At 58.4% G+C, this 16204-nt stretch carries 14 protein-coding genes; 5 read left to right on the top strand and 9 right to left on the bottom strand.

Going from position 1 to position 16204, the window contains the following annotated elements; translation table 11 throughout:
• From L972_RS03990 to L972_RS03980, 3 genes are all read right to left on the bottom strand, one after another.
• On the bottom strand, window positions 1-1321 hold a 1321-nt coding region (locus tag L972_RS03990; protein ID WP_047435774.1), incomplete at its 3' end, for a Spo0B domain-containing protein.
• 17 nt (window positions 1322-1338) lie between these two features.
• Window positions 1339-2889, bottom strand: coding sequence for an NAD-dependent malic enzyme (locus L972_RS03985; protein ID WP_047435771.1), 1551 nt, complete (start codon window positions 2887-2889; stop codon window positions 1339-1341).
• Between the two features lie 23 nt (window positions 2890-2912).
• Entirely contained in the window at window positions 2913-4229 is a 1317-nt protein-coding gene (locus L972_RS03980) for a 2-hydroxycarboxylate transporter family protein (protein WP_047435768.1), read from the bottom strand.
• A gap of 987 nt (window positions 4230-5216) precedes the next feature.
• Between L972_RS03980 and L972_RS03975 the strand changes: the two genes are divergently transcribed.
• From L972_RS03975 to L972_RS03960, 4 genes are all read left to right on the top strand, one after another.
• Entirely contained in the window at window positions 5217-5729 is a 513-nt protein-coding gene (locus tag L972_RS03975; RefSeq protein WP_005349886.1) for a MarR family transcriptional regulator, read from the top strand.
• Between the two features lies 1 nt (window position 5730).
• Entirely contained in the window at window positions 5731-6750 is a 1020-nt protein-coding gene (locus L972_RS03970; RefSeq protein WP_052200024.1) for an HlyD family secretion protein, read from the top strand.
• Window positions 6751-6775: 25 nt separating this feature from the next.
• A complete protein-coding gene (locus L972_RS03965) occupies window positions 6776-7873 on the top strand; it encodes a DUF2955 domain-containing protein (RefSeq protein ID WP_047435765.1) in 1098 nt (365 codons plus the stop codon).
• Between the two features lie 238 nt (window positions 7874-8111).
• Window positions 8112-8468, top strand: a complete 357-nt coding sequence (locus tag L972_RS03960) for an MliC family protein (protein ID WP_047435762.1) — start codon at window positions 8112-8114, stop codon at window positions 8466-8468.
• Window positions 8469-8524: 56 nt separating this feature from the next.
• Here the strand turns inward: L972_RS03960 and L972_RS03955 are convergent, their stop codons facing one another.
• From L972_RS03955 to nrdD, 4 genes are all read right to left on the bottom strand, one after another.
• Window positions 8525-8917 (bottom strand): TonB family protein, encoded by a 393-nt coding sequence (locus L972_RS03955; RefSeq protein WP_047435759.1) that lies wholly within the window; start codon window positions 8915-8917, stop codon window positions 8525-8527.
• A gap of 176 nt (window positions 8918-9093) precedes the next feature.
• Window positions 9094-9264, bottom strand: coding sequence for a YqaE/Pmp3 family membrane protein (locus tag L972_RS20570; RefSeq protein ID WP_005338440.1), 171 nt, complete (start codon window positions 9262-9264; stop codon window positions 9094-9096).
• Window positions 9265-9328: 64 nt separating this feature from the next.
• The gene (gene nrdG / locus L972_RS03945) at window positions 9329-9838 is read right to left on the bottom strand and encodes an anaerobic ribonucleoside-triphosphate reductase-activating protein (RefSeq protein WP_047435756.1); all 510 of its coding nucleotides are present in this window, start codon (window positions 9836-9838) and stop codon (window positions 9329-9331) included.
• A 100-nt stretch (window positions 9839-9938) separates the two neighbouring features.
• On the bottom strand, window positions 9939-12056 hold the full coding sequence (gene nrdD, locus L972_RS03940) for an anaerobic ribonucleoside-triphosphate reductase (protein ID WP_047435755.1): 2118 nt from the start codon (window positions 12054-12056) through the stop codon (window positions 9939-9941).
• A 445-nt stretch (window positions 12057-12501) separates the two neighbouring features.
• Between nrdD and L972_RS03935 the strand changes: the two genes are divergently transcribed.
• The gene (locus L972_RS03935; protein ID WP_047435754.1) at window positions 12502-13476 is read left to right on the top strand and encodes an ABC transporter substrate-binding protein; all 975 of its coding nucleotides are present in this window, start codon (window positions 12502-12504) and stop codon (window positions 13474-13476) included.
• A 63-nt stretch (window positions 13477-13539) separates the two neighbouring features.
• Here L972_RS03935 and L972_RS21285 read toward each other — a convergent pair whose 3' ends face one another.
• Window positions 13540-13851, bottom strand: a complete 312-nt coding sequence (locus tag L972_RS21285; protein ID WP_013724005.1) for a hypothetical protein — start codon at window positions 13849-13851, stop codon at window positions 13540-13542.
• Window positions 13841-16204 carry an NAD-dependent DNA ligase LigA gene (gene ligA / locus L972_RS03930; protein ID WP_047435751.1) on the bottom strand — a complete coding sequence of 788 codons (2364 nt, stop codon included), beginning with the start codon at window positions 16202-16204 and terminating at the stop codon, window positions 13841-13843. The genes L972_RS21285 and ligA overlap by 11 nt, the downstream gene beginning before the upstream one ends.

Raw genomic sequence — 16204 nt, 5'->3', positions numbered from 1 at the left:
GCACCCGCGGCGGCCGCTGCTGGCGGTTGCGCCAGGCCGCCTGCAGGCCGTTGTCCAGCAGGTTGCCAATGAGGGTGATGAGATCGGCTGAGACCGAAGCCGGATACTCCGCCAGCGCCGAGTCAGGATCGAGCTCCAGGGTCACCCCGAGCTCGCGGGCCCGGCTGAACTTGCCGAGAATAAGCCCCGCCACCGGCTTGTTGTCGATCAGCCGCAGCAGCTCCTGCAGCATGGTCTGGCACGCTTCGTTCTCCTGCTGGATCAGCTCCACCGCCTGATCCACATGGCCCAACTGCAACAGGCCGGAGAGGCTGCTCAGCTTGTTGGCGAACTCGTGGCTCTGCATCCGCAGCATCTCGGCATACTGGCGCAGATGGGTCACCTGCACCCCCAGACTGGCAGCCACCTCCGGACGGCTGAAGATCAGCAGCCGCCCCGGCGCCTTGCCCTGCACCGCCTGCCAGCGACCGACAAAGGACTCCCCCTGAATGGTAAAGCTCACCTCGCCCCCCTCCTGCTCCAGACAGGGGGCGAGGGGCGGCACCAGCTCCGCCAGCGACTGTCCCTGCAGGGCGTGGCGCCCGGTGACCGGCAGCCGCAGCTGATAGCTGGCGGTGCTGTTGATCATATTGATATTGCCGCGGCCATCGAGGGCGATGACCCCTTCGGTGATGTGCTCAAGCACCAGATCCTGCAGGGTGAAGCGGCGCACGATCGCCTCCGGCTCCAGATCGAGCAGGGTCTTTCGCAGCAGGTATTGCACCCAGAGTGCCAGCAGCAGGCCACACCCCAGCACCGCTACTATGGCGCAGATGAGCAGGGCCACCCGCTCCATATAGATACCCTCCACCTGCTGCATCAGGTAGCCCACCACCACGGCCCCCATGACGCGCCCATCCCCGCCAACCACCGGGGAGAAGCAGCGGATCGCCGGCCCCATGGTGCCCCGATCTTTCGAGCAGTAGCTGCGCCGATCCTGCAGCGCAGGCCAGATATCCTCGCCGCGAAACTTCTGCCCCACCAGCTCGGGGTTGGGGTGGCTGAGGCGGCGACCATGCTCATCGGTCACCACCATATAGGTGGCATCGGTGCGGTTGCAGACCGCCTCCACGTAGTCGCGCAGGGTAGGATCACTGCCCTGACGCAGGGCCTCGACCACCCGGGTATCGGCCGCCATGACCCGTGCCAGATCGCTCCCCTTATCCTGCAGGTTGCTCTCCAGCAGATGACGGATAAAGAGAGCCAGCAGGCTGCCCAGAATGAGGATCAGCAGCAGGGAGAGCCCGAGAGAGAGGGTGACCAACTGGTGGCGAAGTTTCATGCACATACCTTAAAACGTCAGGACGCAGCCCAATAGTGCGGATGCCACCAGGTCTGGTCAATCAAAGGAGCCGGATCGCCGACAAAATCAGCCAATCCTTCCTCGCGGGCACAGAGCGCCACCGCTCTGGCGACGGCGCGGGCCACCTCTCCCACCTGCTCGATGGGGGGCAACAGCCGGCCCGCCACCAGCGGATAGGCGCCGACTGCCCGCACCGCGGCCAGCAACATGCCATCGCTGATGCGGCACGCCTTGACGGCGCAGGCTCCGAGACCAATCCCCGGGAAGACATAGACATTGTTGCACTGGGAGACTACCCGCCGCGCCCCCGCCACCGTCACCGGCGCAAAGGGGCTGCCGGTGGCCAGCAGGGCGCGGCCATCTGTGGCGGCACACACCTGCTCGGGGGTGGCCTCGGCGCTGCGGGTCGGGTTGGAGAGTGGCAGGATCACCGGTTGCTCGCACACCTCCCCCATCGCCTGCAACACCTCGCGGGTAAAGAGGCCGCCCTGACCGCTCACCCCGATCAGCACCGCCGGGCGCACCTGCCGGATGGTCTCCAGCAGCGAACTGCTCCCCTCCTCAACGGCGCGGGCAAACGGCTGTTGGGCGTGAGTCAAGTTGGGACGATCGGCACAGACCACCCCGTCCTGATCAAACAGCCAGACGCCATCGTGACTCCCCGCCAGCTGGGCCAGCATGGCAGCGATGCCGCAACCGGCAGAACCGGCACCGACGATCAGCACAGGGGCATCATTGAGGGCGGTACCCGCCTGCTGCAGACCGGCCAGCACGCAGGCAGAAGCCACTGCCGCCGTGCCCTGAATATCGTCGTTGAACATGCAGAGCTCGTCCCGATAACGGGTCAGCAAGTTGGCGGCATGCTTGCCTGCAAAGTCTTCAAACTGCAGCACCACCTGGGGCCAGCGCTTGCGAATGGCGGCCACCACCTTGTCCATAAAGTGGTAATAGCTCTCGCCGTCGATGCGCGGGGATTGCCAACCGAGGTAGGAGTCATCCTCCAGCAGCTCGGGGTTGTTGGTGCCTACATCGACACAGAGCGGCAGGGTGCGCGCCGGATTGATGCCGCCAGCAGCGGAGTAGAGCGCCAGCTTGCCGATACAGATCCCCATGCCGCCGATACCGAGATCGCCAAGCCCCAGCACCCGCTCACCGTCGGAGATGACGATCACGTCCACCTCCTGCTCTACAGACTCGAGGATGTCGTCAAGATCGTCCCTGTCATGCCAGGAGAGATAGAGGCCGTGGCTGCGCAGATAAAGGTCGCTGTGGCGCTGACACGCCTCCCCCACCACCGGGGTGTAGATGATCGGCAGCAGCTCCGGCAGGTGGTGGCGCACCAGATCGTAGAACAGCACCGGGTTGTCCTCCTGCAACTGGCGCAGCAGCAGATGCTGGTCAAACGGACTCTGCATAGCGCTGACCAATCGGTAGATCCGCCGCCGCTGCTGGGAGAGGGACTCCTCCTTGTGGGGCATACGCCCCCGCACGCCCTGACGCTTGCGTTCTGCATAGGGCAGGCTGGTGCCCATCATGATGTCGTTCATTTTGTTTGTTCCTCAATCCGGTATCAGGCGAGCAGGGAGATAAGGGCGGTGGCCAGGATCAGCATCACGGCGCCGCCAAGGCGAGAGGAGATCTGGGCAAAGGGCATCAGCTTCATCCGCTGGGCCGCCGAGAGCACGGCTACGTCGCCGGTGCCGCCCATGTTGGCCATGCAAAGTCCGCCGGTGATGGCCGCCTCGATGGGATAGAAACCGATCATCCGGCCCACCAGCGCCGCGCCGAGGGCGCCGCCAATCACGGTGACCATGACCAGCACGAAGTAGCTGATGGAGAAGGCGCTGATCAGCTCGGGAATACTGGTATAGGCGACGCCGATCCCCACCAGCAGGGAGGGAGTGAGGTTGCTCACCACAAACTGATACCAGTCGGCCGCCGCCTGCTCATAACGGCGCGGCAGCAAGCCGCTCACCTTGATAAAGGCGACGGCCAAAATCATCAGGGCGAAGGGGTGCATGGGGATAAAGTTGCCGAGCAGGGAACCCAGCACAAACATGCTGGTGCTGATGAAAAGCCCCATACCCAGACTCTGCAGGGTCGGCGCTTCGGCCTGCTCGTCAGCAATGCTCTGGCTATTCTCTTTGACCATCAGCTTGCCGTTGCCAGTCAGGGAAGGATAACGGCGACCAAGGCGCGCCAGCAGGGAGCCCACCAGAATGGCCAGGGTATTGGCGATCACCACCGCCGGTACCATGCGCGACAATAGATCCGCACTGGACATCTGCATCGGGGCGGAGAGGATCTCCACCAGAGGCACAGCCCCCGCCCCCATGCCACCCCCCATGATCGGCAGGCCGATCAGCAGCACCGCATTCTTGAAGCCATACCCCATCAGGGAGCCGACCAGCCCCACGCTCAGCAGTGCCAGCGCCACGCCGCCAAGAATGACCGGCAGGTAGCGCATGGCGGCATTTTTCAGCAAAGCGCCGCTCATACCGAACACAGAACCGGTCACCAGACTGGCGATAAAGAAGTTGAGAAAGCCTCCCTCCTTCATGAAGTTGGTGATGACCTGCCCCGCCTGCACCGGCAGCAGCTGGTATTCGAACAGGGCGGCGCCGCCAAAGATGGCGAGGATGGTGCCGCCCCCCAGATATTCACGGATCGGCATGATCCGCTCCCCCAGCTCGGTCAGCAGGGTGCCCAGCACGAACATCAGTGCCAGCGCACCGACCATGCCCAGCGGCAACGAGCCGTTCCAGCCGGAAAAGAGAACGCAGGTCGCCAACCCCAGAAATATAAAGAGCGGCATACCGGCAATTTGTTGGCCGCCCATAAAGGCGGCCTTTTCTTGTGTGGTTTGTAGGGGGGAGAGGTTTTTCATTGTTATGTACTCTGCGTGTGATTGTGGCCGCTACTTTATTGATCCCCCTCGCCCCTGTCGGTTAGCCAGATTGCAAAGCCATATAAAAACATTAAAAACTTAAACATCATGGTGCCGCCAACGTGCGCTGCACAATAGAACACTAGACCATCGATGCCCTGCTCGACCAGGAAATAGGGCGATAAAACGAGCGAACCCAATGATGGATATTTGGGTGATCAGCAGTAATAACGATGCGATGTTCTCTCCCCCTTCGGGGAAATAACAGAGCCAGATGACAAGCTCTGCGACCATTTATCGCCACAGATCCTGTGAGTGATAATCAGCGGGCAATGTCATCGCCATAACGCGAGTGCCACGACGTGCCACATCAGGGTTTGAGTCGGCGTGCAGGAAGCACGCACGATGAAAAATGGTGAGGAGAAAGATGCAAAAAGGGGAGATTGAAATAGTGATGAGTCAAGCCAGCGAATACCAGAGCACTGGCTTGAACTCACAAGGATCACACACGGTCAGGTCTATTCTGCCAACAGCAATGGAATATTGGCGGGGTCAAAATCATGACTGATATCGGTACTTCTGATTGCGCCTTCCCGATTCACGCCATGGTGTGACTCTGCACCATATTCCCCATCACTCAACAGCGCTTCAATTGCCAGATACACACATCCACTGTCATATCCATCCACAACCCGTTTCCCCCTTGTTTTATAACCTCATCAATATTAGCGGATAAAAAAAGAGCTGCTCGCTGAAGCTGAAAATTTCATGAAAATAATCGCCAGATATCCTCCATTCACGGCGCAATATCCGAAGCGGCAAAAGAGTCTCGAGTGGATCAGCCCCGAAAATAATATCAGGGTCTCGAATGCTGCCAACTCGCACCAGCGAAAGATCCGACCAGAAACATGATCCGCATCACACTATTTACTTAGCCTGCTAAACAAGTATGATACTTAGCAGGCTAAGTACATTGAGGGTGAGAAGATGACGGATCTGGAAAGGTTGCGCGAGCTGTCGCTCGCCGAGCAGATAGCGCGGATGCACCGGCTATGGCGTACTGCCGCCGACCTGGAGCTGGCTCCCCTTGGCCTCACCCATCCCCGCTGGACCGCGCTGTGGAAACTCTCCCGCATGGGGAACCATGTCAGCCAGAAGACCTTGGCCGAAGCCCTCGAAATAGAACTGCCATCCCTGATGCGCACCCTGGGCCAGTTGGAAGAGCAGGGACTGATTGAGCGCCACTGCTGCAGTCAGGACAAGCGGGCCCGCATCGTCTGCGTGACCCCGGCAGGCCAGACCCTGCTCGATCAGATCGCCGACCGCATCATGAATATCCGCCGGGAGCTGCTGGGGGGCATCGACGAGCAGACCCTGCAACTGTTTGAAGCCACGGTGCAGCGGATCTCGGCCAACGCCCTCAGCAAGATTGAACAACACCACGACCGACAAGCCGGAGGCGATACAAGCCCTCCCGAGACCGACACAGAGAGAGAATAAGATGACCCCGGATCAACAATTTACCCGCTGGATAAAATGGTCCATGGCGGGCTTTGCCACCCTGTTTGCCTATTTTCTGATAGCCGACCTGCTGATGCCCCTCACACCGCAGGCGATGGCGACCCGGGTGGTCACCAAGCTGGCCCCCCAGGTGAGCGGCAAGGTGATCGAGGTCGCCGTTCACAACAACCAGCAGGTCAAGAAGGGGGATCTGCTGTTCAGGCTGGATCCGGCCCCTTTTGAACTGGCGGTGGAGCAGGCCCGCCTTGCGCTGGCGCAGGCAGAGCAGCAGAACAGTGAACTGGATGCCGCCCTGACCGCCGCCGTTGCCGAGATCAACGCCAAGGAGACCCTGGCCAGCCAGAAGTGGCGCGAGGCTGAGCGGATCGATGCGCTCTACCAACGTCACATGGTTTCGCTGCAACAAAAAGATGAGGCTGACAGCGCCCTGCGCAGCGCCCAGGCCAACCTGCGCGCCAGTCAGGCCAAACTGGCCCAGATCAAGGCCAGTCGTGGCGTGACCGGTGAGGATAATCTGTTGCTGCGCCAGGCCCGCAACAAGCTGGCGCAAGCGCAGCTGGCCCTCTCTTACAGCCAGGTCCACGCGGATCAGGATGGCACCATCACCAACCTGCAGCTCAAGCCGGGCAGTATCGCCAGCGCCGGCAGCCCGCTACTGGCACTGGTGTCGGAACAGGTGGACGTCATTGCCGATTTTCGGGAGAAGAGCCTGCGCCATGTTGGCGAGCAAACCCGCGCACTGGTCGCCTTCGATGGCGAGCCGGGTCAGATCTATCCTGCTCGGGTAAGCAGTCTGGATGCCGGAGTGAGTGCCGGTCAGTTTGATGCCAATGGTCGACTGGCCGCGCCGGTGGAGTCTGATCGCTGGGTACGGGATGCCCAGCGGATGCGGCTGCACCTCGAGCTGGACCAGCTCCCCGATCATCTGCCAGCCGGGGCGCGAGCCACGGTGCAACTGCTGCCGGACAATGCCCTGACCGCCATGCTGGCACGGGGCTAGATCCACCTGCTCAGCCTGCTCCATTATGTCTACTAATCACGCCACTCACCCGTCGGCCAATACCGCCCCAGCACACCCCGCCGGTGGTGCTGCCACCCACCTCTGGTATCGGCCCCTCACCGGCAACGAGCTGCGCCAGTGCCTGCGCATCGCCTTTGGCTGCACCACGGGTTTTCTGCTCTGCAAGCTGTTTGGCTGGAATTACGGGGTCTTCTATACGGTCACGCCGGTGCTGCTGCTGGGAATGGTGCCGGTGATGAATGGCCATGCCGCGCGCCAGCTGATCGCGGCGGCGGTGGTCTGTGGGGTGGAGGTCGGGCTGCTGGGGGGACTGTTTGGCAGCCATCCGGCGCTGATGACCCCTATCGCCTTTCTGCTGTTTCTCTACCGTTTCGCCGCCATGTCGCGGGGCAGCCTGTTTCTGTTCGGGGCCAACGGGGTGCTGAGCCTCAGCATCATGCTGCACTTTGCCAGCTATCAGCAGACCGACCTCAACGACCTGATCCTCAACAATATCTGGGCGAGCGTGCTGTCGGTGCTGATCGCCTACCTGATGACCATGCTGATCCCGGATGTGGAAGCCAGACCCAAGCCCGCCTCGGCCCCCAAGGCACCGCACCGGATGCGCCATGAAGCCCTGCTGGGTGCCACGGTGGCCACCCTGTCATTTCTGGTCTTTCAGGTGTTTGACCTGCGCGACTCCATGTCTGCCCAGGCCACGACCCTGCTGGTGCTGTTCCCCATGCACTGGAACGGTGCGCTGAGTTACGCCCGTAAACGGGCGATGGGTACCTTGCTGGGGGTCACCTTCGGCCTGCTCGGCCAACTGCTGCTCTATGACTGGTCAGGGCAACTGCTGCTTGTCGCCCCGCTGCTGTGGCTCGGCGCAATGCTATTCAGCCATGCCCACGTCAAGGAGGCAGGCGGCTCGGGGGTCGGCTTCGGCGCCCTCACCACCCTCGGCATCCTGTTTGGCCAGTACCTCACTCCGGGCAACGATCTGGTGTTCAGCGCCCTCTACCGGGTGAGCAGCATCCTGTTTGCCATCGTGGTCACCCTGTTGGCCTGCTACTTCGTCCACCGGTTGCTCAATCGCTTCGAGGCGACCCGCTTCGGTTATTGATTTCCTGTTGTAAGCACTGTTGTCAGCCCATGGATGAGCTCTTTTTCGCCCCGTCGCCTGCCGGGGCGTTTTTTTGTCTTCCGCGTTTACTCCTACCTCGCCATCCCTGTCGCAAATTAGAAGTACCTCCGAGGCAGGCAGGCCGGACAGCCAGCGACGCACCGAATGGCCCCGCTGATTGCACAATAACGGCAACCTGTTAGGCTCACGCCCTTATGACACCAATGGAGCTGTAATCATGAATAAGGTACATATGATGACCGCTGGTGCGCTGGCCCTCGGCCTGCTCGCTGGCTGCAATCAGGGCAATACCCTCTCAGTCACTGGTGGCGAACCGGTCAGTTATCAGTGCGAGCAGGGCAAGAAGGTGCAGGTGCGCTACTTCTCTCTCTCCGACGAAAGCCTCAGCTTTATCAAGCTGTCACTGCCGGACGGCAAGGATTACACCCTGCCCCAAGCAATTTCGGCCTCCGGCGCCCGCTATACGGACGAACATGAGGCCGTTTGGTGGAACAAGGGGGATGAGGGCTTTGTCGAGCTTCGGGATCAAGATGGCGAGTGGCAGACCGCCTACAACGACTGCAAACAGCAATAAACGTGACCCCGGCCTGGCCGGGGTCTCTCTTTCTCTGGCATCAGAGTGGTGGGGGATCAGTTGATCTCGATTTCGAAGCGGTTGGTCACCTCGACCGGTATGGCATCCGGGTTGCCCTCTGCCGGGCTGTAGCGGATCCGCGAGAGGGTCGCCAGCGCGCTCTGCTCCAGCTCGCCGGGAGGCTCGGCCGCCACCACTTCCGGCTTGACCGGCGTGCCGCTGGCGTCGATTTGATAGCGAACTTCCACATACCCCTTGACCGGTTTGGCCGGCAGGGCCGGCTCGTCATTGCCAAGCCATGACCACTGCTTCTCCTGAACCCAGTAGCTGGACAACTGCTCGAGAGGGATAACGATCGGAGCGCGCTCGTGCGCTACCTCCTGACGGGATGAGCACCCCAGCAACAGTGTCACTGCTAGACCTGACCATACTGCGACTTTCCACTTCATGTAACGCTCCTTGTTCTTTGCCGGTGCTTGTTGCCGGACTGCGGGCCGCTCAACGCGGCCCGCTTGGTCAGTCACCCATCCTAACGAAAAAGTATTCGTATGAACATGAACAAAAGGGCCAACCCCGAGAGGTTGGCCCTTTTATCGTCAATAAGCTCACTAACCATACGCTGGCATCAGCCGCGCTTGTCGCTCACCACCAGCCAGAGCGCATGCACCATGCCCGGCAGACCGCCCATCAGGGTCAGCACTATGTTGATTAAAAAGTGCAGGCTAAAGCCCACCTGGATAAACGCGCACACCGGGGGCAGGAAAATGGCCAGCAGGATCTTGAGCAGATTGTTCATCTCGGCTCTCCTCTTCATGAATGTCGTCAGGATTGGAATGGGCTAACCATAAACATCCCGGGCTTCAACTGCAAACCAGACAGGGAATTAGCTCACCCGCATCACGCCAGGCGTTGAGGTCGTGGATCTGCTGATTGCTGCTGCCACGCCAGAGCAGGCCGGGGTCTGCCAACGCCTTTTCAAACTTGCCATCCACCAGCACATCCAGCAAGGCCACCAGCTCGCGCTGGGCCTCTGACAGTTCGCCGAGCAGATAACCGGTCCAGCACCAGATATCCTTGCCCGGACACTCGGCGCGTACCCGTTTCACCAGCGCCAGCACGTGGGGCACGTTGGCCGGGTGGAGCGGATCGCCGCCGGAGAGCGACAGACCTCGCCGTTTGATGCGGCTGTCGTTGAGATCCGCAATGACGCGATCGCTCATCGCCTCATCGAACGGCTGGCCGCCATCAAGCCGCCAGGTGCTCTGGTTGTAGCAACCCGGGCACTGATGCTCACAACCGGAGACAAACAGGGTGGCACGGGTGCCGGGGCCGTTAATCACATCGACCGGGTAGTATTGGTGGTAGTGCATCGCTTGTTTCCTGCCTCGTTCACGGGACAGCGGCATAACTGCCGCCCTCCAATGAAAATGGCCCCTTGAGTCAGGGGCCAGCTCTTCATCGCTTTTGCGCTTACATATGTTTGACGCGGCGCTTCACCTCTTCCTGCTTGCCCGCATTGAAGGGGCGCGCATCGGGGCTACCGAGGTAGCCGCAGACACGGCGGGTCACCGACACCTTGGCCGGGTCGTGGTTACCGCAGCGCGGGCAGGTAAAGCCCTTGGAGGTGCACTCGAACTCGCCGGTAAAGCCGCAGTCGTAGCACTCGTCGATGGGGGTGTTGGTACCGTAATAGGGCACCTTGTCGTAGCTGTAATCCCAGACGTTTTCGAGTGCTTCCAGATTGTGCTGGATATTGGGGTACTCGCCGTAGCAGATGAAGCCACCGCTGGCGATGGGCGGATAGGGCGCCTCGAAGTCCAGCTTGTCGTACGGATTGACCTGCTTCTCCACATCGAGGTGGAAGCTGTTGGTGTAGTAACCCTTGTCGGTCACGCCGGATACCACGCCAAACTCTTTGGCATCGATGCGGCAGAAACGGGTGCAGAGGTTCTCGCTCGGGGTGGAGTAGAGGCTGAAGCCGTAGCCCGTCTCCTCTTTCCACTCGTCAATGGCTGCCCTGAGACGGGCGATGATGGCGATGGCCTTCTGTTGCAGCTCGGTGCTGTCAAACAGGTGAACCTTGTCACCAAACAGGGCGTTGATGGTCTCGTGAACTCCGATATAACCGAGGGAAATGGAGGCGCGGCCGTTCTTGAAGATCTCGCTGACGTTGTCGTCCGCCTTCAGCCGCACGCCGCAAGCCCCTTCCATATAGAGGATCGGAGCAACCCGCGCTTTCACCCCATCCAGACGGGTGATGCGGTACATCAGCGCCTTCTTGGCGACCCGCAGAGAGGCATCGAGACGATCCCAGAAGTCCGCTTCGTCACGGGATTTCAGGGCAATGCGCGGCAGGTTGAGGCTCACCACCCCCAGGTTGTTGCGACCTTCGTGGATCTGCTCGCCATTCTCCTCGTAGGCACCGAGGAAGGATCGGCAACCCATGGGAGTCTTGAAGGAGCCGGTCACCTTGACCACCTGGTCGTAGTTGAGGATGTCCGGATACATCCGCTTGGAGGCACACTCCAGCGCCAGCTGCTTGATGTCGTAGTTGGGATCGCCCTGCTTGTGGTTGAGGCCATCCTTGATGGCGAACACCAGTTTCGGGAACACGGCGGTCTTCTTGTTCTTGCCAAGACCGGCGATACGGTTGCTGAGGATGGCGCGCTGGATCATCCGCGACTCCCAGCTGTTCCCCAGACCAAAGCCGAAGGTGACAAACGGCGTCTGACCGTTGGCGGTGTGCAGAGTGTTGACCTCGTACTCCAGCGACTGGAAGGCGTCGTAGCACTCTTTCTCGGTGCGGGCCATGGCGTAGGCTGCCACATCGGCAATGCCCCACTCTTCGGCCACTTCACGGTGTTTCTGCCAGCTGATGGTCACATAGGGGGCCAGCACTTCGTCGATGCGGTTGATAGTGGTGCCGCCATAGATATGGCTCGCCACCTGGGCGATGATCTGGGCGGTCACCGCCGTGGCGGTGCTGATGGATTTCGGGGTATCGATCTCCGCATTGCCCATTTTGAAGCCGTGGGTCAGCATCCCTTTCAGATCGATCAACATGCAGTTGAACATCGGGAAGAAAGGCGAGTAGTCGAGATCGTGGAAGTGCAGATCACCGCTCTCATGAGCCTGAACCACATCACGGGGCAGCATGTGGCTGGTGGCATAGTGCTTGGCGACAATACCGGCCAGCAGGTCGCGCTGGGTCGGGATCACCTTGGAGTCTTTGTTGGCATTCTCGTTGAGCAGGGCGGCGTTGGTCTGCTCGACCAGACCGCGGATCTCCTGCGCCAGACGGCCGCGCGCCTCGCGAGCCTGATCCCTGTCGTGGCGATATTCGATATAGGCACGGGCGATGGCCTTGTCGTCGGAAGCCATCAGGTGGTTTTCGACCCGGTTCTGGATCTCGTGGATATCAACTTCACCACGCCCTTCCAGCTCCTGACTCACCGCATTGGCAATGCGGGAGGCGAGTGCCGGATTGGCCTGATTGACCGCTTCCGCCGCACGGCTGACCGCCTCTGCAATCAGCTGGGCATTGAATGGTGCGCGACATCCGTCACGTTTGATCACAAACGGTTTCATGGATTTTCCCCGTTAAAAGGCCAGGCATTTGCCTCTGGCTCACCCTTGTTGGGCCCCCCTCCCGGCATCTCGTCCTGGACGCAAATAAATTCAGCCGAGGCTTGACAAGCCTGGGCTGAAGATAGGAAGGGAACAGCTTATACACAGCTTAATAACACAACATATAGGTATTAAAAACGAATGCGCCCCTATATGTGGTGTCTATTAGGCACCAAAGCGAAGCCTCATTTCTTGATCCAGAACAGGTTTTTCAGCGAGCGGGACAGTTCACGACCAACCCAAAATAGCCCCATTCAAATCCAACCTCAGGCAGAGTGCGGGCTGGCGTCCGATCCACCCACCCGAAAAAAAATCGCCCCCCACCGCACCGGTTTCGAGATGACAGCGCCAACCAAAACCGCCCATACTGAACAAGAACTCTCTCCCCCTCGACAAGGGACAACCCATGCGCACCTCCCTGCTATTGCTACTGCTATCCACCCTCTCTCTGCCGCTCTGGGCCGCCAACATTCTGGTGATCAGCAGCTACCATCCCGAATACCTGTGGGACCAAAGCTACAACAAAGGGCTGCTAGATGGCTTGCAGGGGGAGCACAAGATCACTCACTTCTATATGGACACCAAACGCCATCCACGGGAGAAGTTCGACGAGATCGCCCAGCAAGCCATCGCCTTTTATCTGAAGAGCAAACCGGCTCTGGTGGTACTGGGGGATGACAACGCCATCAACTATCTGGCCAACGAGATCGCCTCGCTGGGCACCCCGGTGGTATTTCTCGGCATGAACGAGAATCCGCGCCTCAAAGGCTTTGTCGGCCACCCCAAGATCACCGGCGTGCTGGAGCGCCCCCTGCTCAAACGCAACATCAGCGAAATAAGTCAGATGATGGGGGGGCTCGACAAGGCACTGGTTCTGTTTGATTCCAGTAATGTGGCCCTCACCGCCATCGAGGATGAATTCAAGACCCAGACCGAGCTGCGGGTCGGCCAGACCCGGGTCAACAGCCAGCTGATGGGGGATTACAGCCTCTGGCAGGAGGCAGTGCTCAACGCCAAGAAGAACGGCTATCAGGCAATCTTCCTCGGCCTCTACCACACGCTGGTCGATGACAATGGCAAGCATGTTAGCGAAAAGACGGTGCTGGAGTGGACCAGCGCCAACACGCCGGTGCCGCTCTTCTGTTTCTGGGAATTTACCGTCGGCAAGGGGATGGCCATCGGCGGGCTGGTGCTGGACGGCCACGATCAGGGGATACAGGCAGCCAGCCTCATCAACACCATTCTGGCGGGCACCCTGCCCCGTACCATCTCCCCGCGCGCGGCCCTGCGCGGCGAATATGTCTTCAGCAAGAGCGAGCTGGCCCGCTGGCAGCTCACCGTGCCCGACAAATGGCGCTACAAGATCCTCTGGCGTGAGTGAGAACCTAAACATCCAGAAAAAAGAACCCGGCACTAAGGCCGGGTTCATAGACATGGATAATTTTTATCCAGCCATGACTCTTTCAAAACGAGCGGTCTTACGTTTAACGTCTTTCTTCATCTGCTCCAACTCTGCTTCACTCTCTTTCAAAGAAAGATAATGAGAACACAACTCGGAACCTAAAAAATCAGACCTGAAAACATCATTAATTTGGCCGTTCAATATACCTTCAATTATTCCTGATTTATGCTTACACTTCTTTCCATAAGAACCAGCAGCACAATCACAATATAAATTGAATACGCCATTACTTTCTTTAACAATAACGGTGTACACATTACCTTCACTTCCATCAACAGAATACTTAAATTCCATTTTCAGACTCCAGAAGAGAACGCAATTCATCTTCATTGATGATTTTTATACCTAGCTCGGTCGCTTTTTTCAATTTGCTACCAGCCTTATCACCCATAATCAACATATCTGTATTTTTTGACACTGAAGTTTTAGATTCACCACCAAGCTCCTTTAGTTTTGAATTCAATTTATCCCTCGACATGAACGTAAAACTGCCAGTGATTACAAATGACTTACCCGCGATAAAACTATCTGATTTTTCCGCTGGCTCAGAATCCAATAAATCGTCAACATCCAATAGTGCATGTTTATCAACATAGATCTTGACCGCATCAAGCAAGGGCTTCTTCTCTTTAATACCTTTGACAACTGCATCAATTTTTTGCTTACTGATACTTGTGCCAGCTGTGGTTGTGATACCAACCAAATCACCATGCTGTAAACCATTGCACAACTGATCCAAAGTTATTTCTTTAGATATAGCTTCAGAGAAAGTCTTAGCAACGCCATCAATATTTAAACCTTCAATGATTTTTGCCATTGAAAATTTTCTTTTATACATTCTGGATATTGATATTCCAGATCTTTCCACACCCATTACATCGGCTAGTTCCATAACCGAATCGCTTACTGAAGCAGCACTAAAATAGTCTGATATTTCCGCATCAATATCTAAACCGATACCATTTATCTGACTAATAATTCCTCTCGGTGCTGACATTATATTATCCAAGCATCCAAGCTCAACAATCAGTCTTTCTGCTACAACTTGACCAACAGATGGAATTCCCAATCCAAATAAAAAGTCGATAGAGGATGTTGTACCAATTTTAGCCTGGATAGCATCAAATGCATTTTTTGCTGAAACTTCAGCAAAACCATCTAATTTTAAAAAATCATCAACACTCAATCTAAATAGATCTGCTGGATGTTTAACTAATCCACCATCTACTAACTGTTCAATGACTTTATCACCAACACCTTCTATATCAACCGCATTACGGCTAACGAAATGTTTGAGAGATTCTTTGACTTGAGCTAGACAATTTAACCCTCCCGTACATTTACGAGTCGCAAGTATTTTTTCGAGTGTTTTGGTTTTTTGTTGGACGATCTTTTTCTCTTGAACAATATCCGAACCGCACACCGGGCACTCGGTCGGGAAGAGGATCGCACGGGCGTCGCTTGGGCGCTGCGCCTCCACCACGGCGACGATCTGCGGGATCACATCCCCTGCCCGGCGCACGATCACGGTATCGCCAATCATCACGCCGAGGCGCTCAATCTCGTCAGCATTGTGCAAGGTGGCGTTGGAGACAGTGACGCCGCCGACAAACACCGGTTTTAGCTTGGCCACCGGGGTCACGGCGCCGGTGCGGCCGACCTGAAACTCGACGTTCTCAAGCTCTGTCATCTCTTCCTGCGCCGGGAACTTGTGGGCAGTAGCCCAGCGCGGGGCGCGGGCCACAAAGCCCAACTCCTCTTGCAGGGGGATGGCATCCACCTTGTAGACCACGCCATCGATCTCATAAGGGAGCTCGCCACGACGGGCCAGAATGTCGTCGTGGAACGCCTGACAACCGGCAGCCCCCTCTTTGAGTTTCACCTCGGGACTAAGTGGCAGCCCCCACTCTTTGAGCTGATTGAGACGACCGAAGTGAGAGCCACCGAGTTGCTCGCCGCCAACACCGACACCGTAAGCGTAAAAGCTCAGGGGACGGCTGGCGGTGATACGTGAATCGAGCTGACGCAGGCTGCCGGCGGCGGCGTTGCGCGGGTTGACGAACACCTTCTCGCCTGCGGCCAGCGCCTTGGCGTTCATCGCCTCGAAACCGGCCTTGGGCATAAACACTTCGCCACGCACTTCCAGCCGCTCTGGCCAGCCAGTGCCACGCAGCGCGAGCGGAATGGCCTTGATGGTGCGCACGTTCTCGGTGATCTCCTCACCGGTGGCGCCATCGCCCCGGGTGGCCGCCTGCACCAGCTGACCATTTACATAGAGCAAGCTCACCGCCAGACCATCGAGCTTGGGCTCGCAGCAGAAGGTGAAACGCACGTCACGCTTGAGGCGATCGCTCATCCGTTGTTCGAACGCCTGCAACTCTTCGCTGCTAAAGACGTTATCCAGACTGAGCATGGGGATCTCGTGACGCACCTGACTGAACGCCGTCAGCGGCTGGCCGCCGACCCGTACGCTGGGTGACGCCGGGGTTTTCAGCTCGGGGTGGTCGGCTTCCAGCGCAATCAGCTCGCGCATCAGGCGATCGTATTCGGCATCCGGCACTGTGGGGTTATCCAGTACATAGTACTGGTGACCATATTCGGTAAGCAGTTCACACAATTGACGGTGGCGGGAGAGGATATCGCTCAT

This window comes from Aeromonas sp. ZOR0001, assembly GCF_000801015.1.
Classification (GTDB): Bacteria; Pseudomonadota; Gammaproteobacteria; order Enterobacterales; family Aeromonadaceae; genus Aeromonas; species Aeromonas veronii.
Note: the sequence above shows the minus strand (reverse complement) of the source record. Positions and strands in the feature narration are given on the sequence as shown.

Coding starts and splice junctions, on each gene's coding strand:
- L972_RS03985 (WP_047435771.1), bottom strand. CDS start 2,889: ATGAACGACATCATGATGGGCACCAGCCTGCCCTATGCAGAACGCAAG.
- L972_RS03980 (WP_047435768.1), bottom strand. CDS start 4,229: ATGAAAAACCTCTCCCCCCTACAAACCACACAAGAAAAGGCCGCCTTT.
- L972_RS03975 (WP_005349886.1), top strand. CDS start 5,217: ATGACGGATCTGGAAAGGTTGCGCGAGCTGTCGCTCGCCGAGCAGATA.
- L972_RS03970 (WP_052200024.1), top strand. CDS start 5,731: ATGACCCCGGATCAACAATTTACCCGCTGGATAAAATGGTCCATGGCG.
- L972_RS03965 (WP_047435765.1), top strand. CDS start 6,776: ATGTCTACTAATCACGCCACTCACCCGTCGGCCAATACCGCCCCAGCA.
- L972_RS03960 (WP_047435762.1), top strand. CDS start 8,112: ATGAATAAGGTACATATGATGACCGCTGGTGCGCTGGCCCTCGGCCTG.
- L972_RS03955 (WP_047435759.1), bottom strand. CDS start 8,917: ATGAAGTGGAAAGTCGCAGTATGGTCAGGTCTAGCAGTGACACTGTTG.
- L972_RS20570 (WP_005338440.1), bottom strand. CDS start 9,264: ATGAACAATCTGCTCAAGATCCTGCTGGCCATTTTCCTGCCCCCGGTG.
- nrdG (WP_047435756.1), bottom strand. CDS start 9,838: ATGCACTACCACCAATACTACCCGGTCGATGTGATTAACGGCCCCGGC.
- nrdD (WP_047435755.1), bottom strand. CDS start 12,056: ATGAAACCGTTTGTGATCAAACGTGACGGATGTCGCGCACCATTCAAT.
- L972_RS03935 (WP_047435754.1), top strand. CDS start 12,502: ATGCGCACCTCCCTGCTATTGCTACTGCTATCCACCCTCTCTCTGCCG.
- L972_RS21285 (WP_013724005.1), bottom strand. CDS start 13,851: ATGGAATTTAAGTATTCTGTTGATGGAAGTGAAGGTAATGTGTACACC.
- ligA (WP_047435751.1), bottom strand. CDS start 16,204: ATGAGCGATATCCTCTCCCGCCACCGTCAATTGTGTGAACTGCTTACC.